Source organism: Devosia sp. FJ2-5-3, from assembly GCF_029201545.1.
Lineage (GTDB): Bacteria > Pseudomonadota > Alphaproteobacteria > Rhizobiales > Devosiaceae > Devosia.
In genome coordinates this window covers 3,645,016-3,668,583 of sequence record NZ_CP104007.1, presented here as the reverse complement: position 1 = coordinate 3,668,583, position 23,568 = coordinate 3,645,016, and the positions used below count along the sequence as shown (strand labels likewise).

The window sequence follows — 23,568 nt, the reverse complement described above, 5'->3', positions numbered from 1 at the left end:
CTCCTATTGTCGGATCCGCGGATCGAGCAGCCCATAGGCGATGTCGATCAGGATGTTCATGATGAAGATGGCGATGGCGGTGACCATGATGGCGGCGAGCACCACGTTGAAGTCGCGCTGCAGGATGGAATCGATCATCAGCTTGCCGATGCCGGGGAAACCGAAAATGGTCTCGACGATGACGGCGCCGTTGAGCATGGCCGCGGCCTGGTCGCCGATGACGGTAATGACGGGCAGCATGCCATTGCGCAGGGTGTGCACGAAGATCAGCGGCAAATTCTTGACGCCCTTGGCCCGTGCCGTCTTCACATAGGGGGCCGAGAGCGCCGAAAGCATGGAGCCGCGAACCACCTGCACCACCAGCCCGAACGGCCGGATGAAGAGCACGGTAATGGGCAGGATCCAGTGCCATGGCGTCCCGACGCCCGAGGTCGGCAGCCAGCCCAGGCCCAGCGAAAAGATGACGATGGCGACGATGGCGATCCAGAAATCGGGGGCCGAGGCGCCCACGAGCGACACGATGGATACCAGCCGGTCGAAAAAGCCGCCGACATTGAAGGCGGCGAGCGAGCCGAGGATGATCGCGGCGACCACCACGAGGCTCATGGTGATCACCGCCAGCGGCAGCGTCCAGCTATAGGCTTCGATGACGATATCGATGGCGGGGCGCGCCTTGCGCAGGCTTTCGCCGAAATCGAGCTGGACGATATCGAGCACATAGCGCCCGAATTGTTCGATCAGCGGCAGGTCGAGCCCATGCAGGGCGCGGAACTGCTGCTTCATCTCCTCGGTCGCATCGATGGGCAGGAACAGCACTGCCGGATCGCCGGTCAGTCGCGACAGAAAGAACACCAGGACCATCAGTCCCAGCAGGGACAGGAGGCTCGCTATGGCGCGCTGCCCGATCATTTTGGTCATGGCATTTTTCCCTGGTGGTCAAAAGGCGACGCCGGATTTTCCGGCGTCGCCCAGATCGTGAACGGACCTATTTGAAGCCGATTTCGCTCAGCTGCAGCTGTCCATTGGTGGCGATGGTCGGGGTGAACTCAAGTCGTTCGCCGACGCGGCTGAGGCCCACCATGTGGAACAGGAGGACGTCGGCGACGATCTCATCATGCACATAGGCGAAGAGCTCGGACCAGATGGCGGCGCGTTCTTCCCCGGTTGCGGCCGAAGCGCGGGCGATCAGATCGTCCACCTTGGGGTCGGCGACGCCGGACTGGGTGCCTTCGCTGGCATATTTGAAGAACATCGAGAACACCGGGTCGCCGCGGCTGTTGTCGTGCTGGGCCATGACGAGGCGCGTGCCTTCGCTCTCCGGATAGGGCTTGGAGTAGAACTGCTCGTGCTCGGCCACTTCCACCATGCGCAGGCTGGCGTTGAAGCCGACATCGGTCAGCATCTGCACGATGGCCTCGGCCACTTCCGTCACGTTCGGGAAGTTCTCGGTGCGGGCCACGATCTCGATCGGCAGGCTGGTGTCGACGCCATCGGCCTGGGCTTCGGCGATCAGTTGCTTGGCGAGGTCGGGATCATAAGCCGGCGGCGTCAGGTTGGGGTTCCAGCCCAGCGTCGTGGGTGGGACCATGGCGACGGCCAGTTCGGTGCCTTCGGGCAGGATGGTGCCGATAAAGGCTTCGCGTTCGATGGCGTGGTTGAGCGCCTTGCGAATGCGGATGTCGTCGGTCGGCGCGTCCTGGCCGTCAATGCGCAGATAGACGGTTTCAGAGTTCGGATAGGCGAAATCGAGATCGCGATTATCCGCAACTTCGGCGGTGATCTGCGGCGCGATGTCGGCTTCGCCGGCGGCAACCATGCCCGCGCGGACGGCTGGCTCGGAGCGGAACACATAGGTCGCCTTGGTCACTTCGGGCTGTGCGCCCCAGTAATCGTCGCGGCGCTCGAGGACGATCTGCTGGCCGGCCGTCCAGTCGGTCATGGCATAAGGGCCGGTGCCGATCGGGTCGCGCACGAATTCCATCGGCGTTTCGGACGGCACGATGGTGACGAGCGTCATCAGCAGCGGCAGGATGGGCTGGACCGGATCGGCGGTGATGTTGATGGTGTTGTCGTCCACCACCTCGAAGGAGAGCGCGGTGTCGGCAAAGTAGCGCTTGCTCTCGCAGGTGATCTGGTCGGAGAAGACGCGGTCGAACGAGTGCTTGACGTCGTTGGCGTCGAAGGCCGAGCCATCGGAGAAGGTCACGCCCTGGCGCAGCTTGAACTGCCAGGTGCCGTTGCCGAGATCTTCCCAGCTTTCGGCCAGGCGCGGCATCAGGCCGGCATCGCCCCGGACGTCCAGCTCGGTCAGTGTCTCGCTGATGTTCTGCATGATGACGCGCCCGATATTGGAACGCGTGGCCATGCAGGGTTCGACCAGGTCGAGCTCTTCACTCAGCACCACGGTGATATCGGTATTTGCCTGCGCCAGCGCAGGAGCAATCGTCGTGGACGCCAAGAGGGCGCCAATCAGAAGCGGTTTAAACAATTCGGATCCTCCCATCGCAGCTGTGGGTGTGATGGGCGGCGCTGCGGTTTCGCCCATGCCAATACCCTCGAAGGCACTTGCGCGCCCCGTGTCAAAACTATTGCTATTCACTGTCTGGTTGTCAAACCGATTTTTTTCAACCTTACAATTTTGGTTTGTCAGGCTAATCAAGCCATTGAAAAACAATACATAAAAATCCGCATGAGCGGCGCCAGTTTGAAAACATCTTCGTTTATGAACTTGACAACATGTGATTTGGCGGGAAGTTTGGGGTCACTGATCTAGGAGGGAAGAGTGTCGCCAGAGGATATCGCAGCGCGGATGGACGGGCGCCTTGTGGCCGGGGCAGAGGGGCGGAACGAGGCTTTCCTGCCGTCTCCGATGGTGCAGAACCACGCCGCCTTCATCGAGCGTCTGGACGATGGCACGCTGGCCTGCCTGTGGTTCGGCGGGACCCTTGAGGGCAAGTCCGATATTTCGATCTATGGCTCGACGCTTTCCCCCGGTGCGACGGTGTGGAGCGCGCCGGTGCGGCTGAGCGATGACGACCAGCGGTCAGAGCAGAATCCCGTCCTCTGGCGCGATAGTCGGGGCCAGTGGCACCTGTTCCACACTGCCCAGCCAGCCGGCAATCAGGATGAATGCCTGCTGCGCACGCGCCCGGTTTCGCTGTCCGGCAATCAGCTGGTCTCGGGTCCGCCGCGCGAGCTCGACCTGCCTCTGGGCAGCTTCATTCGTGGCCGTTTCGTCCGGCGGAAGGACGGGGCTGTGATGATGGGTGTGTTCCGCTGCATCTCGCGACCGGGCCAGCGTTGGAATGGCAGCCACGACAACGCCGCCGTTGCCGTCAGCACGGATGACGGCCAGACCTGGACCATGAGCGACGTGCCCGGCTCGATCGGCTCGGTGCACATGACCATCGTGCCGCTCGATGGCGATCACATGGTCGCCTTCTACCGCCGGCGCCAGTCCGATTTCGTCTGCCGCTCGGAAAGCCTCGATGGTGGTTTCACCTGGTCCGAACCTCGCCCCACCGACGTGCCCAACAACAATTCATCGATCAACGTCATCCGCCTGCGCGACGGACGGCTGGCCATGCTTTGCAACCCGGCATCGGCCGCGACCTCCACGGATCGGCGGGCCTCGCTCTATGACGAGATCGAGGAAGGTGACGACCGCCCCGATGCGACGGGCGGCTGCGCGCCGATCTGGGGTGTGCCCCGCGCCCCGCTGACGCTCTGCATATCCACCGATGGCGGCCTGACCTGGCCGCAGCGTCGGATCGTCGATGACAGCCCCGGCACCTGCACGTCCAATAATTCGGTCGACGGGCGCAACAAGGAGCTGTCCTATCCCTATCTGCTGGAAGGGGAGGATGGGGCATTGCACCTGGCCTATACCTATTTCCGGCGCGCCATCAAATATGTCCGCCTGCCCGCAGGCTGGATCGACGGAGAATAGCTTTGAGCCAGATCATCGGCATTACCATGGGCGATCCGGCAGGGGTGGGCCCGGAAATTTCCATCAAGGCCCTGGCCGAGATGGATGCGGACGCCCGCGCCCGGACCCGCATCTATGGCAATCGCGCCACGCTCGAGGCCGCTCGCGCCGCTGTCGGCGTGTCCCTCGATCTCGATGGCGTGGTTGTCGACCTGCCGATGGAAGGCGCGCCGCTGCCTTGGGGCAAGCTCGATCCGATTTGCGGCGACGCGGCTTTCCGCTTCATCGAAAAAGCGGTGCGCGATGCTGAGGCCGGCGAGATCGGCTGCATCGTGACAGCGCCGATCAACAAGGAAGCGCTCAACGCGGCCGGTCATCATTATGATGGCCACACCGGCATGTTGGCGGCGCTGACCGGGCAGAAATCGGCCTTCATGCTGCTGGCCTCCGAGCGGCTCAAAGTCATCCACGTCTCCACCCACGTTTCGCTCAAGACTGCCATCGACCGGGCAACCCCCGAGCGCATCCTCGCCACCATTCGCGCCGGCAACGAGCATCTCAAGCGCGTCGGCTATGAGCACCCGCGCATCGCCATTGCCGGGATCAACCCACATTGCGGCGAAAATGGCCTCTTCGGCACCGAAGACGATGTGCAGGTGGCCCCGGCCGTCGCCATGGCGCGAGCCGAGGGCATCGACGTGGTCGGCCCCATCTCCGCCGATACCGTCTTTCACCGGGCCTATAATGGCGGCTTCGACCTGGTCGTCGCCCAATATCACGATCAGGGGCACATCCCCATCAAGCTCGTGGCCTTCGACACCGCCGTCAATGTCTCGCTGGGGCTGCCGATCGACCGGACCTCGGTGGATCACGGCACGGCGTTCGACATCGCCGGCACCGGCAAGGCCAATCATATCAACATGAACTCTGCCATCGCCTATGCGCGCCGGCTCGTCTCGGGGAAGAAATGACCAATCCCGCCACCGCATTCCCCGTCTCGGGCGTGTTCAGCGCCGCCGCCACGCCTATTCTGGAAGATGGTTCGCCCGACCATGCAAGCTTTGCCGCCCACTGCAAGGCGCTCATTGCGGAGGGCTGCCACGGTGTGGCGCTGCTGGGCACGACGGGCGAGGCCAATTCCTTCAGCCTTAACCAGCGCCAGCAATTGCTCGAGCGGGTCATCTCCGCCGGGCTCGATCCGCAGCAGCTTCTGCCGGGTACCTCCCAGACCAACATCGCCGACAGCGTGACCCTCGTAAAACACGCAATCGATGCCGGGGTGAAAGCCTGCGTCGTGCTGCCGCCCTTCTACTACAAGGGCGTCAGCGACGAAGGCCTGTTCCGCTTCTATGCCCAATTGGTAGAACGGGTCGGCAGCGACGACCTCCGCATCATTCTCTACCACATCCCGCCCATCGCCCAGGTTGGCCTGTCGATTGAACTGGTTGGCCGGCTGCGCGAGGCGTTTCCCGGCGTCTTTGTCGGCATCAAGGACAGCTCGGGCAAGCTCGAGAGCATGCAAGCTTACGCCGCAGCCTTTAAGGATTTCTCCGTGCTGGCCGGGGCCGACCCCTTCATGCTGCCGCTGCTGCGGGCCGGCGGGGCTGGGTGCATCACCTCGAGCTCCAATCTCATCGGCAAGCATCTGCGCGTCGTGTTCGACAATTGGTTCGACCCGGCGAGGAGCGAAGCGGTCGAGGCGGCCCAGGCGCGGATCAATGCCTGGCGCGACCTCTCCAACGCCTATGTCCAGCTCCCCACCGTCAAGGCCATGCTGGCGCGGCGGCGCGGCAATGATGGCTGGTTGCGGGTCTGCCCGCCCCTGGTCGAGCTGAGCGCGGCTGAGGCCGAGACCGTCTGGGCCCGAATGGCCGAACTGGAGGCCCAGGAAAATGTCTGAAGCCATTCTCTCCATGGCGCGCCCGATCACCCTCGTGCAGCCGCAGCGGCTCGAAATCGGTGGCGGCGCCATTGGCCGGCTCGGCGAATGGGCCGGCGCCTATGAGCGGATCTTCGTTCTCGCCATGGTCCCGACCATGGGCTTTGTCGAGCGCATCGGCCTCAAGGGCGTGGTCGAAACCTTCATCGACATCCCCCCCGAGCCGGATCTGCCGGCGGTCGAGGCCGCGCTGGCCGCCGCGCGCGCCTTCAAGCCGGATCTGGTGATCGGGCTCGGTGGCGGCTCGGTGATGGATGTCGCCAAGCTCGTGGCCGCGCTGTGGGACAGCGACCAGTCCATTCTCGATGTGGTCGGCGTCGACAAGATCCTTGGCCGCCGCAGCGCCCTGGCGCAGGTGCCCACCACCTCGGGCACCGGCTCGGAAGCGGGCACGCGCGCCCTCGTCGCCAATCCTGAAACCCTCGCCAAGATGGCGATCGAAAGCCGGCACATGCTGGCCGACATCGCCGTGCTCGATCCCGAACTGACCTATAGCGTGCCCGCTGCGGTCACCGCCGCGACCGGCATCGATGCGCTCGCCCATTGCGTCGAGGCCTTCACCAATCTCAAGGCCCATCCCCTGATCGATGGCTATGCCCGCATGGGCATCGACCTCGTCGGGCGCTATCTCGCGCGCGCCGTCGAAAACGGACAGGACATCGAGGCCCGCACCGGCATGATGCTGGCCTCCTACTACGGCGGCATCTGCCTCGGGCCCGTCAATACGGCTGGCGGGCATGCGCTGGCCTATCCGCTGGGCACGCGGCTCAAGCTGCCGCACGGTCTGGCCAATGCCATCATCTTTCCGCATGTCCTGGCTTTCAATGCCCCGGTCGTGCCAGAAAAGACCCGCGCGATCTGCGATTTCCTCCAGTTTCGCGGCAGCGACGCCGACGCGCTGCGCTCCGAAAGCCTCGCATTCTGTCGTCGCCTCGGGGTGGAGACCAGCCTTGCCGCCCATGGTGCGCCCGCCGACGAATTGCCGATCTGGGCCAGCGAAGCCCATGCCATCCGCCGGCTGATGGACAACAATCCCCGCCCGATGTCGGTCGAGGATGTCCTTGCGATCTATCGGGCAGCCATGGCCTGAGCTCTTCCCACGCGCCAGCCTCAGTCGAGCCGGCCCCTGGCGCCCAGATTGGTGCTCAGCAGCAGGCCGACATAGGCGGCGATGGCGGCCTTGATCAAATCGCCCGGCACGAAGATCAGATTGCCGATGACCGCGTCGAACAGCGAGAGGCCGGCGGCGAAGGCGAGCCAGGCAATGCCGAAGGCATGGTCGATGACGACGCCGATTGCCGCCGCGAGGAAGAACCCGGCAAAGAGCTTGCCGCCGCCCGCCATTGCCTTGGCGGCCTTGCTCGACAGCCAGCCCGTGACGAATGCCGCCGGCAGAAAGCCCACCAGATAGCCCGCCGTTGGGCTCATGAACACCGCAAGCCCGCCCCGTCCGCCGGACAGCACGGGCAGGCCGATGGCTACCAGCACCAGCAGCAGCAGCACCGAAAAGGCGCCGCCGCGTGCCCCCAGAACCACGCCGGCGAGCATCACCCCAAGGTTCTGCGCCTGGATGGGGACCGGGAAAAAGCCCACCATGATCGGCGGGATGAGCCCGAGCACGACGATGATTGCCGTGAACAGGGCGATCAGGACCAGGGACCGTGTAGACATTGGTTTTGAACCTTTAATTGGGCTTTTCGGGTCTGCCGCGAATAGTGCGGGCGTCGATGGCGTTGGCGATCTCGTCGGCGCTGAGCATGGTGCCGATGATGGTCGGGACGATGATGGTCGCGGGCCGCAGCTTCAGCCCCCGCGCGCGATGCGCCTCGACCACGCTGCGATAGCGCGCCTGCACCTCGGGCACGAAGCGGATGACCAGCCCGATGGCGAGGCCGATATCCCGTGCATTGGCGATGCCCAGCTTTTCCAGCGGCGTCACGAGGCGGGTGATGATGTCGATAAATTGCCCGATTGTTGTCGTGGCGGTGATGATCGCAGCGAAAAGGCTCAGCGTCCCCAGCCTGAGTATGGTGATGAGCGCCGCCTCCGGCCCGCGGATAAAACCGGCCCATGCTCCCACCACGGCAATGGTCAACAGCAGCGGCCACGCCTTGAGCCACTGCAACAGCGCCGGGCGGCACCACACCAGCGTCACCACACCGATCGCAATGGCCCACAAGGCGAGGGCGGTGGCGGAATTGAGCACGAACAACGTCACGCTCAGCCCAAACAGGGCGAACAGCTTTGCTTCGGTTGGAATCCGATGAATGGGGCCGGTGCCCTCTGCGGCCGGAATGATCACGCCACAAGCTTGCGATAATGCGCGATGGTTTCCGCGGCGGGCCCGTCCTGCACCAGCACGCCCTCGTGAAAGAGCAGCACACGCGAAAAATCCGCAATCAGCCCCAGATCATGGGTCACGACGATGACATTTTCATCGAGCGTGCCGATCGTCCGCTCCACGAGATTGCGGTTGCGCAAATCGAGCTGGTTGGTCGGCTCGTCCATGATCACGATATCGGGCCGGGTTGCGAGCACGGCCGCAAGCGCTGCCAATTGCACCTCCCCGCCCGAAAGCTCATGCGCTCGCCGGTCCAGCAGATGAGCGATGCCGACCCGCTCCAATGCTTTCATCACCGCATGATCGACTTCCGCCTTGGCAAGGCCCCGCACCTGCAGGCCCAAGGCGATGTCTTCCCGGACGAGGGGCAGCACGATCTGGTTGGCGGGGTTCTGGAAGATGAAGCCGACAGCGGCGCGGGCCCGCGCGCCATCCTTTGCGGTGTCATGGCCATTGGTCACGACCCGGCCGGCGCTTGGCAGCAAGAGCCCGTTGATCAGCCGCGCAAAGCTGCTCTTACCCGAGCCGTTGAGCCCGATGACGCCGATCCGCCGCTCGGTCAGCCGCAGGGACAGGGGTTTGAGGGCCACGTGCTGCCCGAAACTGGCCTGGGCCCGGTCAAAGAGAATGTCCAAAATCGCCTTCCAGCTATTGCGCGCCCGATGTGCTTTGCCCGCGCGCAAACGTCAAGGCTTGGCCGGCCCTTCGTAAAATCCCCGCTCGGCATGCTCTGCTATTGCGCATTTGTTCATCACGCACCGAAATAGTCGGGGGCCCGGGTGAACCATGCCGGCCCGTCTGGAGTTCAGCCCTGATCCCCAATGGAGCGTCCGCCATGAGAACAGCCGATCTGCCGGTCAAGATATTCGCCACGCTGACCTATCTCGTCATGGTCGTCACCAATTATCTGGCAAATGCGCTGCCGCTGAACGGCCGCCAGACGGGGGAAATATCCGACGCCTACGAAAACCTCTTCGCCCCCGCGGGAATAACCTTTTCCATCTGGGGGCTGATCTATTTGCTCCTCGCCATCCACCTCCTTTATCAATGGGGGCTCTTCCACAAGGACGGCGTCGCCAACGGAAAGCTGCTGCGCAAGGTGGCGGTCCTGTTTTCGGTCTCGTCTCTGGCGAACACCGCCTGGGTCTTCGCCTGGCATTATGACCAGATCCTGCTCTCGACCCTGCTCATCGCCACCATCCTGGTTCTGCTCGCAACCATCGTCGTAACCTTGCGCGATTCCCAGCTGACGAGCCGCGAGCAATGGCTCGTGCGCGTGCCCTTCAGCGTCTATTTCGGGTGGATCACCGTCGCCACGGTCGCCAATATCACCGTCTGGCTGGTCAGCATCGGCTGGGATGGCTTCGGCATTCCCATCCAGATCTGGGCGGTCATCATCATCGCCGTCGCCGCGCTTATCGGCACGCTGGTGATGCTGGCCAATCGCGACTTTGCCTATGGTGTCGTGCTCCTCTGGGCCTTCACCGGCATTCTGATCAAGCACACCGCGGCCGATGGCTTTGCTGGCCGCTACCCGGAGGTCATCGGCACGGTGATCGCGTGCCTTGTGGCGTTCCTGGTTGCCGAGTTCGTCCTCTGGCGCAGGCGCGGTGAGGCGGCCTGGATCACCAGGCCAGCCGGGGAGTGAGGCGCCGCCCGCGCATTGCGGTCAAGACTCAGCTACATCAGGCTGGAGTGCATCCGGACTGAACGAGAGCAATGGCGGAGACCGACCTCTATCTTCCCCTTAAGGCCTTCATGGAGGGCGCGGGCTATGCCGTCAAAGGCGAGATCAATGATTGTGATCTCGTCGGTGTGAAGGATGGCGATCCACCAATTGTCATCGTCTGCGAGATGAAGCTCTCCTTCAATCTCGAACTGGTCATGCAAGGGGTCAAGCGCGCGGCATTCTCAGACGAAGTCTGGCTGGCCGCTCGCGCCGCGAAAACGGGCAGGGGCCGCGAGCATGATGCGCGTTTCCGCAATCTCTGTCGCCGTCTTGGCTTTGGCTTGCTTACCGTGTCCGCCACCGGCCAGGTGGAAATGATCCTTGCGCCCTTTGCCCCAACGCCGCGAAAGGATGGCAAGCGCCGCTCGCGCCTCCTCGACGAACACAAGCGCCGAAAAGGCGATCCCCAGATTGGCGGCGGACGCGGCAAGCCGATCATGACCGCCTACCGCCAGGATTGCATCCTCTGCGCCACGGCCCTGCTGGCGGGCCCGCAAAGCCCCAAGCAACTCAAATCAATCGTCGAGCGTGCTCCCACGATCTTGCGCAGCAATGTCTATGGCTGGTTCCTCCGCGAAAGCCGCGGCATCTATGCCCTCACCGACCTCGGCCGCGCCGCGGTTTCGGCGCCGGACCGCCCCGAGCCGCTCGAGGCCGAAGCGATCTCCGCCGGGGACTGAAACGGCTACCGGCAGGGCGCGAGGTCAGGAAACTTTTCGCGGACGGCAAAAGACTCATTGACGCTTCCCCCGCCGAGGGAGTATCTGCGGCCTCAGGACACCTCTCCCTAACGAGAGGCGCATAGACCTGGGAGGGTCGCTGAATATGGCTGATACGCCTTTTGCCGCGCCGACGGTTAAACCGGCAAACCCCAATTTTTCGTCGGGCCCATGTGCCAAGCGTCCAGGCTGGACGGTTGAAGCGCTCGCTAATGCCCTCACCGGTCGCTCGCACCGCGCCAAGCCCGCCAAGGCCCGCATCCAGCAGGCCATCGACCTGACCCGCGAACTCCTCGAAGTTCCCGCCGATTACCGCATCGGCATCGTCCCCGCTTCCGATACCGGCGCTGTGGAGATGTTCCTCTGGAGCGCTCTGGGCGCTCGGGGCGTCGACATGCTGGCCTGGGAATCCTTCGGTGCCGGCTGGGTCACCGACGTTCAGAAGCAATTGAAGCTCGACGACGTCCGCGTCATCCAAGCCGCCTATGGCGATCTGCCCGATCTCGCCCAGGTCGATTTCAACCGCGACGTGGTCTTCACCTGGAACGGCACCACTTCGGGCGTCCGCGTTCCCAATGCCGACTGGATTCCGGCCGACCGCGCAGGTCTGACCATCTGCGACGCCACCTCGGCTGCCTTCGCCCAGAAGCTCGATTTTGCAAAACTCGACGTTGTCACCTTCTCCTGGCAGAAGGCTCTCGGCGGTGAAGCTGCCCACGGCATTCTCATTCTCTCGCCGCGCGCTGTCGAACGCCTCGAGACCTTCAAGCCCGACCGTCCACTGCCCAAGATTTTCCGCATGACCAAGGGCGGCAAGCTCATCGAAGGCATCTTCAAGGCCGAGACGATCAACACCGTCTCGATGCTCTGCATCGAAGACGCCATTGACGCCATGAACTGGGGCAAGGAAGTCGGCGGTCTCGCGGCCATGCAGGCTCGCGCCGACGCCAATTTCAAGGTTCTGGCCGACTGGGTCGCCAAGACCGACTGGGTCGATTTCCTCGCCAAGGATCCGGCAACCCGCTCGAACACCTCGGTCTGCCTTTCCATCGTCGACCCCGCCATCACCGCGCTCGACGCCGATGGCCAGGCCGCCTTTGCCAAGGCCATCGTGGCCCGTCTCGACAAGCTCGGCGTCGGCTATGATTTCGGCTCCTATAAGGATGCCCCCGCGGGCCTGCGCATCTGGGCCGGCTCGACCATCGAGGCCTCTGACCTCGCCGCGCTGACCCCATGGCTCGACTGGGCCTTCGCCGAAGAAAAGGCCGCCCTCAAGCTTGCTGCCTGAGGCCTGAAATACCCCCACCCATCCTCCCCCTGATAGGGGGAGGGGCTGATCGAGCAAGTGGCCAGATGTTGCCACCAACTCGGAGCCATCCCTCCCCCTTCTTAGGGGGAGGTCAGGTGGGGGTCTTCCCCTCCTACAGGGGGAGGCCAGGTGGGGGTCTTTCTGACCACCGAATTCTCATCTCGGCGCCGTCAACGCTAACGTTCTGCTAACCAATTCCCTTCTGCGGTCACGCCTGGCGTGACACCCAAAAAGGCTTTCACCCATGCCAAAAGTTCTCGTTTCGGACAAACTGAGCCCAACTGCCGTCCAGATATTCAAGGATAACGGCGTCGAGGTCGACTATCTTCCCGATCTGGGCAAAGACAAAGAGAAGCTTCTCGAAGTCATTGGTCAGTATGATGGTCTCGCCATTCGCTCGGCGACAAAGGTCACCGAGAAGATCATTGCAGCTGCGACTAATCTGAAGGTCGTCGGGCGCGCCGGTATTGGTGTCGACAATGTCGATATTCCGGCTGCGACCAAGAAGGGCATCATTGTGATGAATACACCCTTCGGTAACTCGATCACGACTGCCGAGCATGCCATTGCCATGATGATGGCCCTGGCGCGCCAGCTCCCCGAAGCAGACGCCTCCACTCGCGCCAGCAAGTGGGAGAAGAACCGCTTCATGGGCGTCGAGGTTACCAATAAAACGCTTGGTTTGATCGGTGCCGGCAATATTGGCTCGATTGTCGCGGATCGCGCTATTGGTCTGCGTATGAAAGTTATTGCATTCGACCCGTTCCTCACTCCAGAACGTGCCCAGACGCTTGGCATCGAGAAGGTCGAGCTCGACGATCTTCTTGCGCGCGCCGACTTTATTACTCTCCACACTCCGCTGATCGACGCCACCCGCAACATCCTCAACGCCGAAACCCTCGCCAAGACCAAAAAAGGCGTCCGGATCATCAACTGCGCCCGCGGTGGCCTGATCGACGAAGACGCGCTTTATCAAGCACTTAAGTCCGGTCATGTGGCCGGCGCCGCCCTCGACGTCTTCCTCGTCGAGCCGGCCGAGAACAACCCGCTGTTCGAACTCCCCAACGTCATCTGCACCCCCCACCTCGGCGCTTCGACCACCGAAGCCCAGGAGAATGTGGCGCTCCAGGTCGCCGAGCAGATCTCGGCCTATCTGATGACCGGCGAGATCACTAACGCGTTGAACTTCCCGTCGATTTCGGCCGAAGAAGCGCCGATCATCACCCCCTGGGTCAAGCTTGCCGAAGCCATCGGCTCCTTTGCCGGCCAGCTGACCGAGACCTCGATCTCGGGCATCAAGATCGAGTTCGAAGGCACCCCGGCAGGCCTCAATATCCGCCCCATGGTCGCCGCCGCCATCAATGGCGTCCTCAAGCCCTCGATGGGCGAGGTGAACATGGTCTCCGCCCCCCAGATCGCCAAGGATCGTGGCATTGTGGTGGAGACCACCACCCGCGACCAGCAGGGCGCCTATGAGGGCTATATCCGCCTGACCGTGACCACCGAGCGGCAGACCCGGGCGCTGGCCGGGACGCTCTTCGTCAATGGCAAGCCGCGGATCATCCAGGTCAAGGACATCAACATGGAAGCCGAGCTCACGCCGTCCATGCTCTATGTCACCAATGCCGACAAGCCCGGTCATATCGGTCGCCTCGGCACGCTGCTCGGCACGCTGGGCATCAACATCGCCAACTTCAACCTGGGCCGTGCCGAGGTCGGTGGCGATGCTATCGCGCTCGTTTCCATCGATGGCACCCTGACCGAAGAACAGCTCGGCCAGATCGCCGCCCTCGATGGCGTCAAACAGGCCAAGGCCCTGAAGTTTTAAGACAAAAGCAAAAAAAGGGCGGGTTTATCCCGCCCTCTTCATTCCCCCGCGCGGCTCTGCATCCGTGGCGTGGCGCGAATAGACGCGGGCGCTGTAACTCGCCAATTGCGCGACATAGATGATGATGGCGCAGCCAATGGGCGTGCCGATTTCGTTGGCAACGAGGCCCAGCAATTGCGCGGTGGTCGGGGCCTTGCCGACCAATTCCATCGAGCGATAGGTCAGCCACACCAGCACCACACCAAAGCTCAGGCCAATGGCCAGCCCGGTGGCGATATAGCGCCTTGGCCGCAACACCCTTCGCTCGGTCAACCGTGCCAGCAGATAGGCCAGCAATCCATATTCGATGGCGCGCACCACCCCGGCTGTCGCGAGCGGAACGGTTGCAGGCTGTTCGATTGCCTCGATGATCGCAAGCACGGCGCGTTGCGCGGCCTTGGCCGCGGCCAGCGCCACCGGCGCGAAAAGCAGCCCGACCAGACCGGCGAGCGCCTTTCTGCCCTTGCCGACCGCAACGCCGATCGTAACACCGGTGCAGACCAGCCAGGACCAAGTGACGGTCTGCACAATATCGGCGAGAAGTGTCGCGCCGGGGAAAACGCCGCCTCCCAAAATACGGGCGATGATGACCACCGCCTGCATGATGAAACCCAGACAAACCCCCAGCAGGGCGACAAGCGCCAATTGCTGGATCAGCGATTGAGCGCGCTGCGCACGAGGGTGCGGTGTCACCGCGACTGTGTCATTGCCCTCCGGCATTGGCGTGCCTCAGCGGGAACGAAGGGAACCCCTTCGCAGCCTTGCTTGCACATCAGTTTGACTTTTGTGAGGAGGTTTTACGCCTTCCGCCGCGCCGCCCATTCGGCCAGCACGATCCCGGCAACGATGATTGTGGCCGCCAGGAAGTGATAGCCTTCGAGGCTCTCGCCCAGGATGATCACCGAGCCGAGCGTGCCAAAGACGGGAATGAGATTGTGGCTCGGCGCCGCGCGATTGGCCCCGACAAGTTCGACCCCTCGCGCATAGGCGACCTGGCTGAACATGGATGGAAAGACTGCAACATAGGCGATGACGGCCCACACAGTCGCCGAGGCGCTACCCAGACTGGCAATCTCGGTGACCCCATCGCGGAACGAAAAGAGCATCGCCAGAGCGGTGATGGCTGCGCCGGAGAACGACACGGCCATAAAACTCATAATGTTCATTTTCGGCCTGAACCGCAGCGCCAGCGTATAGCCGGTATAGGCGAAACACGCGAGGATCACGAACATGTCGCCGGAATTGAAGTCCAGCGTCAAGATGCGCGCGGCATCGCCATGGGTGGCCGTAAGCAGCACGCCGAAAATGGCGAGCAGCACCCCGACGATCTGCAGCCAGCGTGCCCGCACGCGGAAGACGATGAAATTGCAGCCCAGAATCAGCATGGGCAGCGAGGCTTGCACGATGGCCGAGTTTACCCCGCTCGTACCCTGCAGCCCCACATAGAGCAAGCCGTTGAAAAGGGCATAACCGATCGCGCCATAGGCCATGAGGATCGGCCAGTGCCTCCTCACCACCGCCCAGTCGCCCTGCAGATGCTTCCATGCGAACGGGAAAATGAACAGCGTGGCCAGAACGCAGCGGCTGGCGAGCAGCAGGAACGGATCGATTTCCCCAACGACGAGTTTTGCCGCCACCACGTTTCCACCCCAGAAAAGCGGGGCCAGGAAGAGCAATAAATAGGGCTGGTCGAGCAAAGGCGCGGAAATGACGCGTTTTTCGTCTAGATGCGGCTTTGTCATCGGGGCGCCAGTGATGTAAGGACAATCGGACTTAGCAGTTATTCGGCCACAATCAAACCCGACAAAGGTGGCCGGGGGAACAGCCGTCCAAATTCATAGGAAGGGTAGGGCGCCAAGCCAAACCCGACTTTTTCGCGTTCTCTTGGGAAAGACTTGATTATGGCGAATGTGGTTGTCGTCGGCTCGCAATGGGGCGACGAGGGCAAAGGCAAGATTGTTGACTGGCTCAGCGAGCGTGCCGATGTGGTTGTGCGTTTTCACGGAGGCCACAATGCAGGGCATACGTTGGTCATTGATGGGGTAAGCTACAAGCTGGCCCTGCTGCCTTCAGGTCTGGTCCAGGGCAAGCTCTCTGTCATCGGCAATGGCGTCGTGGTCGATCCGCATCATTTTGTTGCGGAAATGGCCAAGTTGCGCGGGCAGGGCGTCACCATCACGCCCGAGATTTTGCGCATCGCCGACAATGCGCCACTCATTCTCTCTCTTCACCGCGAGCTCGACGCCATTCGCGAGGATGCCAATTCCGGCCTCAAGATCGGCACCACCCGCCGCGGTATCGGTCCTGCCTATGAAGACAAGGTTGGTCGTCGCGCCATTCGTCTGATCGATTTGAGCGAACCCGAAACGCTCATGCCCAAGATCGAGCGCCTCTTGACCCACCACAATGCCCTGCGTCGCGGCATGGGGCTGGTCGAGATATCGGCCGACGCGATCTACGAGGAACTCACCTCCATTTCCGGCGAAATCCTGCCCTTCATGGACCAGGTCTGGCGCGTGCTCGAAGACAAGCGCCGCGAAGGCGCCCGCATCCTGTTCGAAGGGGCGCAGGGCGCTCTGCTCGACAATGACCATGGCACCTATCCCTTCGTCACCTCGTCGAACACGGTTGCCGGCCAGGCAGCTGCCGGCTCGGGCCTCGGCCCCACGGCTATCGGCTATGTGCTGGGCATCACTAAGGCCTATACGACCCGCGTGGGCGAAGGCCCGTTCCCCTGCGAACTCGATGACGAGATCGGCCAACACCTCGCCACCGTCGGCAAGGAAGTCGGCGTCAATACCGGTCGTCCGCGTCGTTGCGGCTGGTTCGATGCCGTGCTGGTCCGCCAGACCGTCAAGACCAGCGGCATCACCGGCATTGCGCTGACCAAGCTCGACGTCCTCGATGGCCTCAAAGAGATCAAGGTCTGCGTCGGCTACGAGCTGGATGGATCACGCATCGATTATTTGCCTGCCTCAATGGGGGCACAAGCCCGCGTTAAGCCGATCTACGAAACGCTGGAAGGGTGGTCGGAAACCACTGCCGGCGCGCGCAGCTGGGCGGAACTGCCGGCTCAGGCGGTCAAATATGTTCGCTATATCGAGGAACTGATCGGAGCCCCGGTTGCGCTGCTCTCCACCAGTCCGGAACGGGCAGACACCATCCTTGTGGTTGACCCATTCCAAGACTGATAAATTTTGATACAACACCTTGCTGCAATTGTGAGTACCAACTAGCCAATGGCGGATTATAAGGAGCTGTTGCGCCGCGCTATTTCGGCGCTGCCGGAAAACAATGGGGCCGCGCGGCGCGCGGTCTACGAGAAGGCGCGTTCGGCTCTTGTCGGGCAGTTGCGGGCCATCCAGCCCCCTTTGCCGGCCCGCGAAATCACGCAACATCGACTGCAGCTCGAAGATTGTATCCGTCAGGTCGAGCAGGAGGCCAGCGAGGCCGTCATTTCTCTTGGTCGCGAAGCCATGCTCGCGGCCAAGCCCATTGCTCCAGCGCCCCATGTCGCCCAGGCACCGGCCGCGCCCGTGCCTGCGGCCGCCGAACCCAAGCCGGTAGAACCGACACCGGTTGCGCCGCCCCCGGTTGCGGCACCGCCCGTTGAAAAGCCGCGCCCAGCGCCCGCGCCGGAGCCCACTGCCAAAGTGGCCAAGCCCGAACCGAGCGTGGCTCCCGCGCCCAAGGAGGCGCCTCCGGCCGATCCGCCGGACAACGATATCCTCTCCATCGAAGCCATTATCGACGAGGCCGCCAGCTTCGCCGGCGCCAAGGTGGAAGCAGTCGAGCCTGTGGCTGAACCGGCAGTCGAGCCCGCCCTCCGCGAGGCAGCCGACGACCGGCCGCGACAAGAGCCGACCGAAGCTGAAAAGCCGGAGGCCCCGAAAGCCGCTCCGGTCGTCTTCCCGTCCTCTCAGCCCATCCCTCTCAAACCCGTTGGTCCCGTGTCGTCCCGCGACGGTGGGTTCAAGGGCCCGGCCAGCTCCGTCAGTGTGTCACCCGGACTGGCGCGGGTTGAGCCTGTCATCTCGGGCCGTTCGTCGCTTGCCCGGCAGGCGATTGTCGAGCCGGTCCTTGCCGATGAAGCACCGGTCGAGACCGCCCTCTCGGCGGTGCGCGAAGTCGAAGTGGAAGCCGATGAGGCCCGCGAGGCCGAGGGCGCCATCGAGCGCGCCATCGAGACGCTCGATCGGGAAGCCCGTGGCGAAGCGAGCGCAGGCACCGAAACCAAAGACCTCGAACTCGATCCGCCCGGCGACGATACGCTGGCGGTTGACGATAGCGGCTTTGCCCCCGCCGAGGCCGAAACCGAGCGCCGGTCCTCCGCTGGCCTGACCATTTTCCTCGTCGTTTTTGCCTTCCTCCTGGCCGGGGTCGGCGGCGCCGGCTTCTGGGCATGGCGCGAGGGTTATGTCGATCTAGACCAGATGTTCGGCACGGCCCAGACCAGTGTCACCCAGACGGCTGAAATCCCCACTGCAACGCCGACGCCAACCCTCGATGGTCCCCAGCCCGCACCCGAGGCGGGGCCCAATAGCGAGGCCGGTACCGGGCCGGGCAACACGGCGACCAATACGCCCGGCGAACCCACCAGCGCGCTCGAAGGCCTCGAGGCCGATGATCGCCTCGAGCCCACGCCCGAGCCTGTCATCCCGAGTGGCACGGAAACCGCGCTGCCCTCGCTCAATGGCGCAGAAAAAACCGAGGAACGCCTCTCGGGCAATGACACGACCATCGCTGCCACCGACGCGGCCGCTTCGGTCGATCCGGCCGTGCTCGCCGGCAGCCAGTCCTTGCTGCTGGAAGCCTCGGCGGATGGCCGCACCGGCGCGGTGCCGTTCTCGGGAACGGTTGATTGGGAAGAGGGCGTGGATGAAGTGGGCCTGCCCACGCTTGTCGCCGAAGCCAGCATCCCGGCGCGCAATCTCAGCGTCGACGTCACCATTCGCAAGAATGCCGACCCCAGCCTTCCCGCCTCGCACCTGATGGAAGTCTCGTTCAACATCCCCGATACGTTCATCGGCGGTTCGATTTCGAGCCTGCCGGGGGTGCTCCTCAAGGATGAAGAACTGGTCCCGGGTACGCCGCTTGTCGGCGCATCGGCCCGCATTGTCGGCAATTCGTTCCTTTTTGCGCTCAGCGCCTCGCCCGAAGATGCCGCCAACAATGTTGGCCTCCTGGAAAGCCGTCGCTGGCTCGACCTCGCCGTCATCTACGGCACCGGCCGCAACGCCATCCTGACCCTTGAAAAGGATGAGGAGGCCCAGGCCCTGTTCGAAGACGTCTTTGCGCGCTGGGCCGAATAAGCTCTCCGCCGCCCCCTGATCTCATCACGGGGCGGCCGATATCCGATCAGGGTTTTGCGGGCGTTTCTTCGAGGCGCAGTGATCCATCCACGAGCCGATAGTGCCGCGCCGCCAGCGCCGCCACATCGTCGGCATGATGGCTGACGAGGATCGTGTGCCAGCCCTGCGCACGCGTCAGCGCGCCGACGAGGTCCCTGATCGTCAGGCGCGTCTCGTCATCGAGAGCGGAAAAGGGTTCGTCCAGCAACAGGATCGGTCGATCCCGCAGCAGCGTCCGGGCCAGCGCCACGCGCTGCTTCTGCCCCCCGGACAGCGTCGATGCCGATTGGTCGACCAGGGCGGAAAGACCCACATCTTTCAGCGCCGTTTCGACCAGTGCGCGCCTGCTGGCCGCCGCAATCTCACGCGGCAGTCCAAGCTCCACATTCTGCCGGGCGCTCAAGTGGTCGAAGAGATTGTCCGATTGCAGCAGCAGCGACACCGGGCGGTTCTCCGGAGGCAGTGGCGAAAGGTTCGCCTCATCCAGAACGAGCCTGCCGCCCTGCGGCTGCAAAAATCCTGCGATCAGGTCGAGCAGCGTCGACTTGCCCGATCCGCTTGTTCCCGAGATCGCGGTTACCTCACCCGGAAGCGCCTCGAAGCTGAACTGATAGGGCAGGGCTTGTCCGGGATAAGCGAATGACAAATTATCAGCGCGCAGCATGGGCTAGTCTCTCAAACAGGCGTGGTAGGCCGACAAAGGCGATGATCGTGGCGACCAGCAAGAGGGCCGCGATAGCCGCAGCATCATTGCTGCGATAGGCGCCCAGCGCCCGGAACATCATCAGCGGGAGCGTCTGGAAATCCTGCGTCCCAAAGAGGGCAATGACACCGAGATCGCCGAGCGAAAAGCAGAAGGCCAGCGCCAGCATTAGCCCGATATCCTTGCCCAGCAGGGGGAACTCGACGCGCCAGAACTGCTGGGAGCCCGAAAGGCCCAGCGAGCGGATGAGTTTGCCGCGCGTGCGCGCCACCGCGTCGAGCGGCGGGCCCAGCGTGGCGACCGCAAAGGGCAGGGCGAGGAGCGCATTGGCAATAATGACGACGATCGGCGCCGCCTGTCCCGGCGCGAATCCCAATAGGCGTACGAGAAGGAAAAACCCGAGCGACAGCACCACTGCCGGCACGGCGAGATAGGCGAAAGTCGGCGCACCCAGCACCGTTCGCCCTAACCGGCCGGCCAAGGCGGCCCGTCCGAGGGACAGGGCAAGGGCAAGGATCAGCGTCAAGAGCGCCGAGCTCGCCCCGATGCCGAGGCTGGTCAGTGCGGCCCACCAGAAGGCGGCTTGCCCGAGCACACGCAGAAGACCCGTGCCCAGACCATCGATCAGGACGGACACCAGCGGGAGCGCAAACCCGATAGAGGCGATGACGAGGACCAGCCATTGCAGACCACGTGCCCCCGGCCCATCCTGCCAGCGCGGCTGCGCGGATCGCCCGAGCGCCGTCGGCACCGGCGGCATGGCCGACGCCAGAAGGATAACCAGCGAACAGACCGCGATCTGCGTCGCCGCCAGTCGGACGGCTCCGACGAGGTCGAAATCCTGTCGAACGGCCGAATAGATCGCCACTTCCAGCGTCTGGTTGGCGGGCCCGCCGCCGAGCAGCAGCACAATGGGAAAACTGGTGAAGGCGAGGAGGAAAATGATCGCGCCGAGCCCAGGCAGGCTGCCGCGCATGGCGGGCCAGTCGATGAGCTGGATGCGTTTCCATGCCGAAAGCCCCAGCGATTGGCCCACCTTCAGCCGGGACGAGGGAACAGCGTCCAGCCGTGCAAGCAGGATGCGCGCGGCGAAGGCGCCATCGAGAATGACATGGGCCAGCAAGATCCCGGACAGGCCAAAGGCCGGATTGCCGAGCGAAAAGCCGAACAGCGCCCGGCTCGCCTCATTGATCCAGCCGTTTCGGCCCCATATCGAGAGCAGCCCGAACGCGACCACCATGCCCGGCGTCACGATCGCGGCGGCAAAGAGCCCGACGATCAGGTCCCGACCGGGAAAGCGCAGCCGGTTCAGCGCCCAGGCCAGCGCCATGCCTACGCCCAGCGACAGCCCGGTGGTCAGCCCGGCCTGGATCGTTGTCATCCGCACGAGATGGGCGATATCGACCCGTGAATTGCCGGCGCCATCGCCGGCTGCCGCGAGGATTGCCCACAGCACGGCCAGGATGAGCCCGGCGATCGCCATGGCGAGCGTCCATGCTGCTGCAATGCGCAGCGGGCGTTGGGGGAGCGTCGACATTCTTGGTCCCTTTGCCTTCCAGTCATCAGAGCGCTGCCTGGCTCCACCCCCACCCAACCTCCCCCTGAAAAAGGGGGAGGAGTGCTTCGGTGGCTCACAGATCATGCAAAAAACTCGATAAGTCCCTCCCCCTACTTGAGGGGGAGGCTAGGAGGGGGTGTTGTTGGTTGGAACCCCTACTGCACCGCAGCCAGCATTTCGTCGATCCAGGCTGCGCTATTGGCGAGGATGTCCTCATCGCTCAGCGTCAGGGTTTTCTCCGGCTGGGGCAGGGTGGCGAATGCGGGGTCGAGGTCGCCGTCCAGATCCACCACCGGGAACATCCAATTGGTCGTCGGAATGATCTTCTGCCCTTCGGCCGAAGCGAACCAGGCGAGGAATTTCTGCGCCAGTTCCTGCTGATCGGACGATCTCAGAATGCCGGCCACCTCGATCTGGGCATAGTGCCCTTCCTCGAAGAGGGCCGCATGAATGCTGTCGTCACCCTCGTCGATCCGGTGATAGGCCGGGGATGTCGTGTAGGAGAGCGCCATGTCGGCTTCGCCATCGAGGAACAGCGAATAGGAATCGCTCCAGTCGCGCGTCACGGTCAGGATATGCGGCTTGAGACCGGCCCAGATTTCGGCGGCGCGGTCGCCATAGGCGGCCTTGATCCAGAGCACGAGCCCGAGCCCCGGTGTTGCCGAGCGCGGATCCTGCACCACGATCTTGAAGTCTTCGGGCAGCGCGATCAGCTCCTCGAACGAGCGGGGCGGATTGGCGACTGTGTCCGCATCATAGACGAAGGCAAAGTGCGAATAGTCGAACGGCACGAATTGCGCGTCGGTCCACTCACCCGGCAGGTCGAGGCCCGAAAGGTCCAGCCCATGGTCGGCAAAAAGCCCCGTCGCCCGCGCTTCACCGGCAATGGCGGTGTCGAGCCCGACGATCAGATCGGCCTCGGTCGTATCGCCCTCGAGTTGCACGCGCCGCAGCGTGCCGATCGAGCTGTCGGCCGCGATCCAGTTGACCTTACAGCCGCCGCAGACGGCCTCAAAGCCCTCAGAGAGCTTGGCCCCGGGGCCCCATTCCGAGGCAAAACCGTCATAGGTGTAAATGGTAAGCGTGGGCACATCCTGGGCGAGGATGGGCGCGGCAGACAATCCAAAAAGGACCGCAAGCGCCATGGAGGTGGATTTGATCATGCGATCATCCCTTCAAAGGTTGCGGTCATGTGAGAAGGGTTGTGTCAATGGTGAGGACGCGAAACGGCGCCCTTGCCATCTCGAACTTCCTCCGCCAGCATGACCTGGTTCAGGTTCAATGGGTAACTCTCAGCTCCGGCAGCAACCGGAACACCCCAGCGAGACGATGCGGACCTTAGTGAGAGATCATTGACAGTGCAAGACCCTAGCCCGGGCGCAGCGGCCGACGTGCCACTCGCCTTCGATCGCCCCCTCGCCATTGTTGGCGGCGGCGCCGTGGATCCCGCCCTTTTGCGCGAACTTGCGGCGCGACATGTCGCCCTCGTCGGTGCCGATGGCGGCGCCGATATCATCGGCGATGCCGGCCTCGTCCCCGAGGCGATCATCGGCGATCTTGATTCGGTGCGCGATCGCGCCGGCTGGGAAGCGCGCACCCGCGTGCTCCACATTCCCGAGCAGATCACCACCGATTTCCAGAAGGCGCTCTATTCCACCAGCGCTCCCATCACCCTGGCGCTGGGCATGACGGGCAAGCGCCTCGACCATACGCTAGCGGCCCTGAGCGCCGTCCTGCAATATGCGCCGATGCGTCGGCTGATGCTGATCGACGAAGTGGATGTGGCCCTGGCGGCCACCGGGCCAGTCCGGTTCTCGGCGGCGGAACGGGAGCGTGTTTCCATACACCCGCTGGTGCCGATCCGCTTCCGGTCCTCAAGCGGACTTTTTTATCCGATGGACGATCTTCTGCTCGAGCCGGGTGGCCTGCTCGGCACCTCCAATGAAGGAACCGGCGGTATGGTCGAGATCGTCCCCGCCGATGCCACGCCCTGGCTCTTGATCCTAGGGCGCGAGCGCCTCTGGGATCTTATGGCGGTGTAATTTCTCGCCGCCGCATAAAAAAGCCCCCGCGCCATTCTGGACACGGGGGCCTCGATCTCATTTGCCGCCTGGAACGCGACCT

At 63.5% G+C, this 23,568-nt stretch carries 21 protein-coding genes and 1 riboswitch; of the genes, 11 read left to right on the top strand and 10 right to left on the bottom strand.

Annotated elements, in window-relative coordinates; genetic code table 11:
• Positions 1–3: 3 nt before the first annotated feature.
• Positions 4–918 carry an ABC transporter permease gene (locus N0P34_RS17645; protein ID WP_275604531.1) on the bottom strand — a complete coding sequence of 305 codons (915 nt, stop codon included), beginning with the start codon at positions 916–918 and terminating at the stop codon, positions 4–6.
• A gap of 67 nt (positions 919–985) precedes the next feature.
• Positions 986–2,488: an ABC transporter substrate-binding protein gene (locus N0P34_RS17640; RefSeq protein WP_275604530.1), complete on the bottom strand. Its 1,503-nt coding sequence runs from the start codon at positions 2,486–2,488 to the stop codon at positions 986–988.
• 294 nt (positions 2,489–2,782) lie between these two features.
• Here N0P34_RS17640 and N0P34_RS17635 point away from each other — a divergent pair, with 294 nt between their 5' ends.
• Genes N0P34_RS17635 through N0P34_RS17620 form a run of 4 tightly spaced genes read left to right on the top strand, consistent with a single transcriptional unit; the run spans position 2,783 to position 6,957 of the window.
• Positions 2,783–3,949, top strand: a complete 1,167-nt coding sequence (locus N0P34_RS17635) for an exo-alpha-sialidase (RefSeq protein WP_275604529.1) — start codon at positions 2,783–2,785, stop codon at positions 3,947–3,949.
• Positions 3,950–3,951: 2 nt separating this feature from the next.
• A complete protein-coding gene (pdxA, locus tag N0P34_RS17630; protein ID WP_275604528.1) occupies positions 3,952–4,899 on the top strand; it encodes a 4-hydroxythreonine-4-phosphate dehydrogenase PdxA in 948 nt (315 codons plus the stop codon).
• The gene (locus N0P34_RS17625; RefSeq protein WP_275604527.1) at positions 4,896–5,828 is read left to right on the top strand and encodes a dihydrodipicolinate synthase family protein; all 933 of its coding nucleotides are present in this window, start codon (positions 4,896–4,898) and stop codon (positions 5,826–5,828) included. Before pdxA ends, N0P34_RS17625 begins: the two co-directional genes overlap by 4 nt.
• On the top strand, positions 5,821–6,957 hold the full coding sequence (locus N0P34_RS17620; RefSeq protein ID WP_275604526.1) for an iron-containing alcohol dehydrogenase: 1,137 nt from the start codon (positions 5,821–5,823) through the stop codon (positions 6,955–6,957). Before N0P34_RS17625 ends, N0P34_RS17620 begins: the two co-directional genes overlap by 8 nt.
• 20 nt (positions 6,958–6,977) lie before the next feature.
• Here N0P34_RS17620 and N0P34_RS17615 read toward each other — a convergent pair whose 3' ends face one another.
• The 3 genes from N0P34_RS17615 to N0P34_RS17605 are packed head-to-tail and all read right to left on the bottom strand — an operon-like array spanning position 6,978 to position 8,843.
• A complete protein-coding gene (locus N0P34_RS17615) occupies positions 6,978–7,538 on the bottom strand; it encodes a biotin transporter BioY (protein ID WP_275604525.1) in 561 nt (186 codons plus the stop codon).
• A gap of 13 nt (positions 7,539–7,551) precedes the next feature.
• Positions 7,552–8,169 carry an energy-coupling factor transporter transmembrane protein EcfT gene (locus tag N0P34_RS17610; protein WP_275604524.1) on the bottom strand — a complete coding sequence of 206 codons (618 nt, stop codon included), beginning with the start codon at positions 8,167–8,169 and terminating at the stop codon, positions 7,552–7,554.
• Positions 8,166–8,843, bottom strand: coding sequence for an ABC transporter ATP-binding protein (locus N0P34_RS17605; protein ID WP_275604523.1), 678 nt, complete (start codon positions 8,841–8,843; stop codon positions 8,166–8,168). Before N0P34_RS17605 ends, N0P34_RS17610 begins: the two co-directional genes overlap by 4 nt.
• 200 nt (positions 8,844–9,043) lie before the next feature.
• Here N0P34_RS17605 and N0P34_RS17600 point away from each other — a divergent pair, with 200 nt between their 5' ends.
• From N0P34_RS17600 to serA, 4 genes are all read left to right on the top strand, one after another.
• Positions 9,044–9,856: a hypothetical protein gene (locus N0P34_RS17600; RefSeq protein WP_275604522.1), complete on the top strand. Its 813-nt coding sequence runs from the start codon at positions 9,044–9,046 to the stop codon at positions 9,854–9,856.
• A 71-nt stretch (positions 9,857–9,927) separates the two neighbouring features.
• Positions 9,928–10,617, top strand: coding sequence for a DUF2161 family putative PD-(D/E)XK-type phosphodiesterase (locus N0P34_RS17595; RefSeq protein ID WP_275604521.1), 690 nt, complete (start codon positions 9,928–9,930; stop codon positions 10,615–10,617).
• Between the two features lie 145 nt (positions 10,618–10,762).
• Positions 10,763–11,944 carry a phosphoserine transaminase gene (locus tag N0P34_RS17590; protein ID WP_275604520.1) on the top strand — a complete coding sequence of 394 codons (1,182 nt, stop codon included), beginning with the start codon at positions 10,763–10,765 and terminating at the stop codon, positions 11,942–11,944.
• 265 nt (positions 11,945–12,209) lie between these two features.
• Entirely contained in the window at positions 12,210–13,793 is a 1,584-nt protein-coding gene (serA, locus tag N0P34_RS17585; protein ID WP_275604519.1) for a phosphoglycerate dehydrogenase, read from the top strand.
• Positions 13,794–13,817: 24 nt separating this feature from the next.
• On the opposite strand, the gene N0P34_RS17580 is transcribed toward serA, so the two are convergent.
• Positions 13,818–14,552: a hypothetical protein gene (locus tag N0P34_RS17580; RefSeq protein WP_275604518.1), complete on the bottom strand. Its 735-nt coding sequence runs from the start codon at positions 14,550–14,552 to the stop codon at positions 13,818–13,820.
• 77 nt (positions 14,553–14,629) lie between these two features.
• Positions 14,630–15,574: a DMT family transporter gene (locus tag N0P34_RS17575; protein ID WP_275604517.1), complete on the bottom strand. Its 945-nt coding sequence runs from the start codon at positions 15,572–15,574 to the stop codon at positions 14,630–14,632.
• Between the two features lie 159 nt (positions 15,575–15,733).
• On the opposite strand from N0P34_RS17575, the gene N0P34_RS17570 reads away from it, so the two are divergent.
• Positions 15,734–17,023: an adenylosuccinate synthase gene (locus N0P34_RS17570; protein WP_275604516.1), complete on the top strand. Its 1,290-nt coding sequence runs from the start codon at positions 15,734–15,736 to the stop codon at positions 17,021–17,023.
• A gap of 48 nt (positions 17,024–17,071) precedes the next feature.
• The gene (locus N0P34_RS17565) at positions 17,072–19,144 is read left to right on the top strand and encodes a hypothetical protein (protein WP_275604515.1); all 2,073 of its coding nucleotides are present in this window, start codon (positions 17,072–17,074) and stop codon (positions 19,142–19,144) included.
• Positions 19,145–19,190: 46 nt separating this feature from the next.
• Here N0P34_RS17565 and N0P34_RS17560 read toward each other — a convergent pair whose 3' ends face one another.
• From N0P34_RS17560 to thiB, 3 genes are all read right to left on the bottom strand, one after another.
• Positions 19,191–19,847, bottom strand: a complete 657-nt coding sequence (locus tag N0P34_RS17560) for an ATP-binding cassette domain-containing protein (RefSeq protein WP_275604514.1) — start codon at positions 19,845–19,847, stop codon at positions 19,191–19,193.
• Positions 19,834–21,423 carry a hypothetical protein gene (locus tag N0P34_RS17555; RefSeq protein WP_275604513.1) on the bottom strand — a complete coding sequence of 530 codons (1,590 nt, stop codon included), beginning with the start codon at positions 21,421–21,423 and terminating at the stop codon, positions 19,834–19,836. The genes N0P34_RS17560 and N0P34_RS17555 overlap by 14 nt, the downstream gene beginning before the upstream one ends.
• A 176-nt stretch (positions 21,424–21,599) precedes the next feature.
• Complete coding sequence (thiB, locus tag N0P34_RS17550) at positions 21,600–22,607, bottom strand: thiamine ABC transporter substrate binding subunit (RefSeq protein ID WP_275604512.1); 1,008 nt, start codon at positions 22,605–22,607, stop codon at positions 21,600–21,602.
• 69 nt (positions 22,608–22,676) lie between these two features.
• Positions 22,677–22,775, bottom strand: a riboswitch (TPP riboswitch).
• Between the two features lie 27 nt (positions 22,776–22,802).
• Between thiB and N0P34_RS17545 the strand changes: the two genes are divergently transcribed.
• A complete protein-coding gene (locus tag N0P34_RS17545) occupies positions 22,803–23,486 on the top strand; it encodes a thiamine diphosphokinase (protein ID WP_275604511.1) in 684 nt (227 codons plus the stop codon).
• Positions 23,487–23,568: the final 82 nt, after the last annotated feature.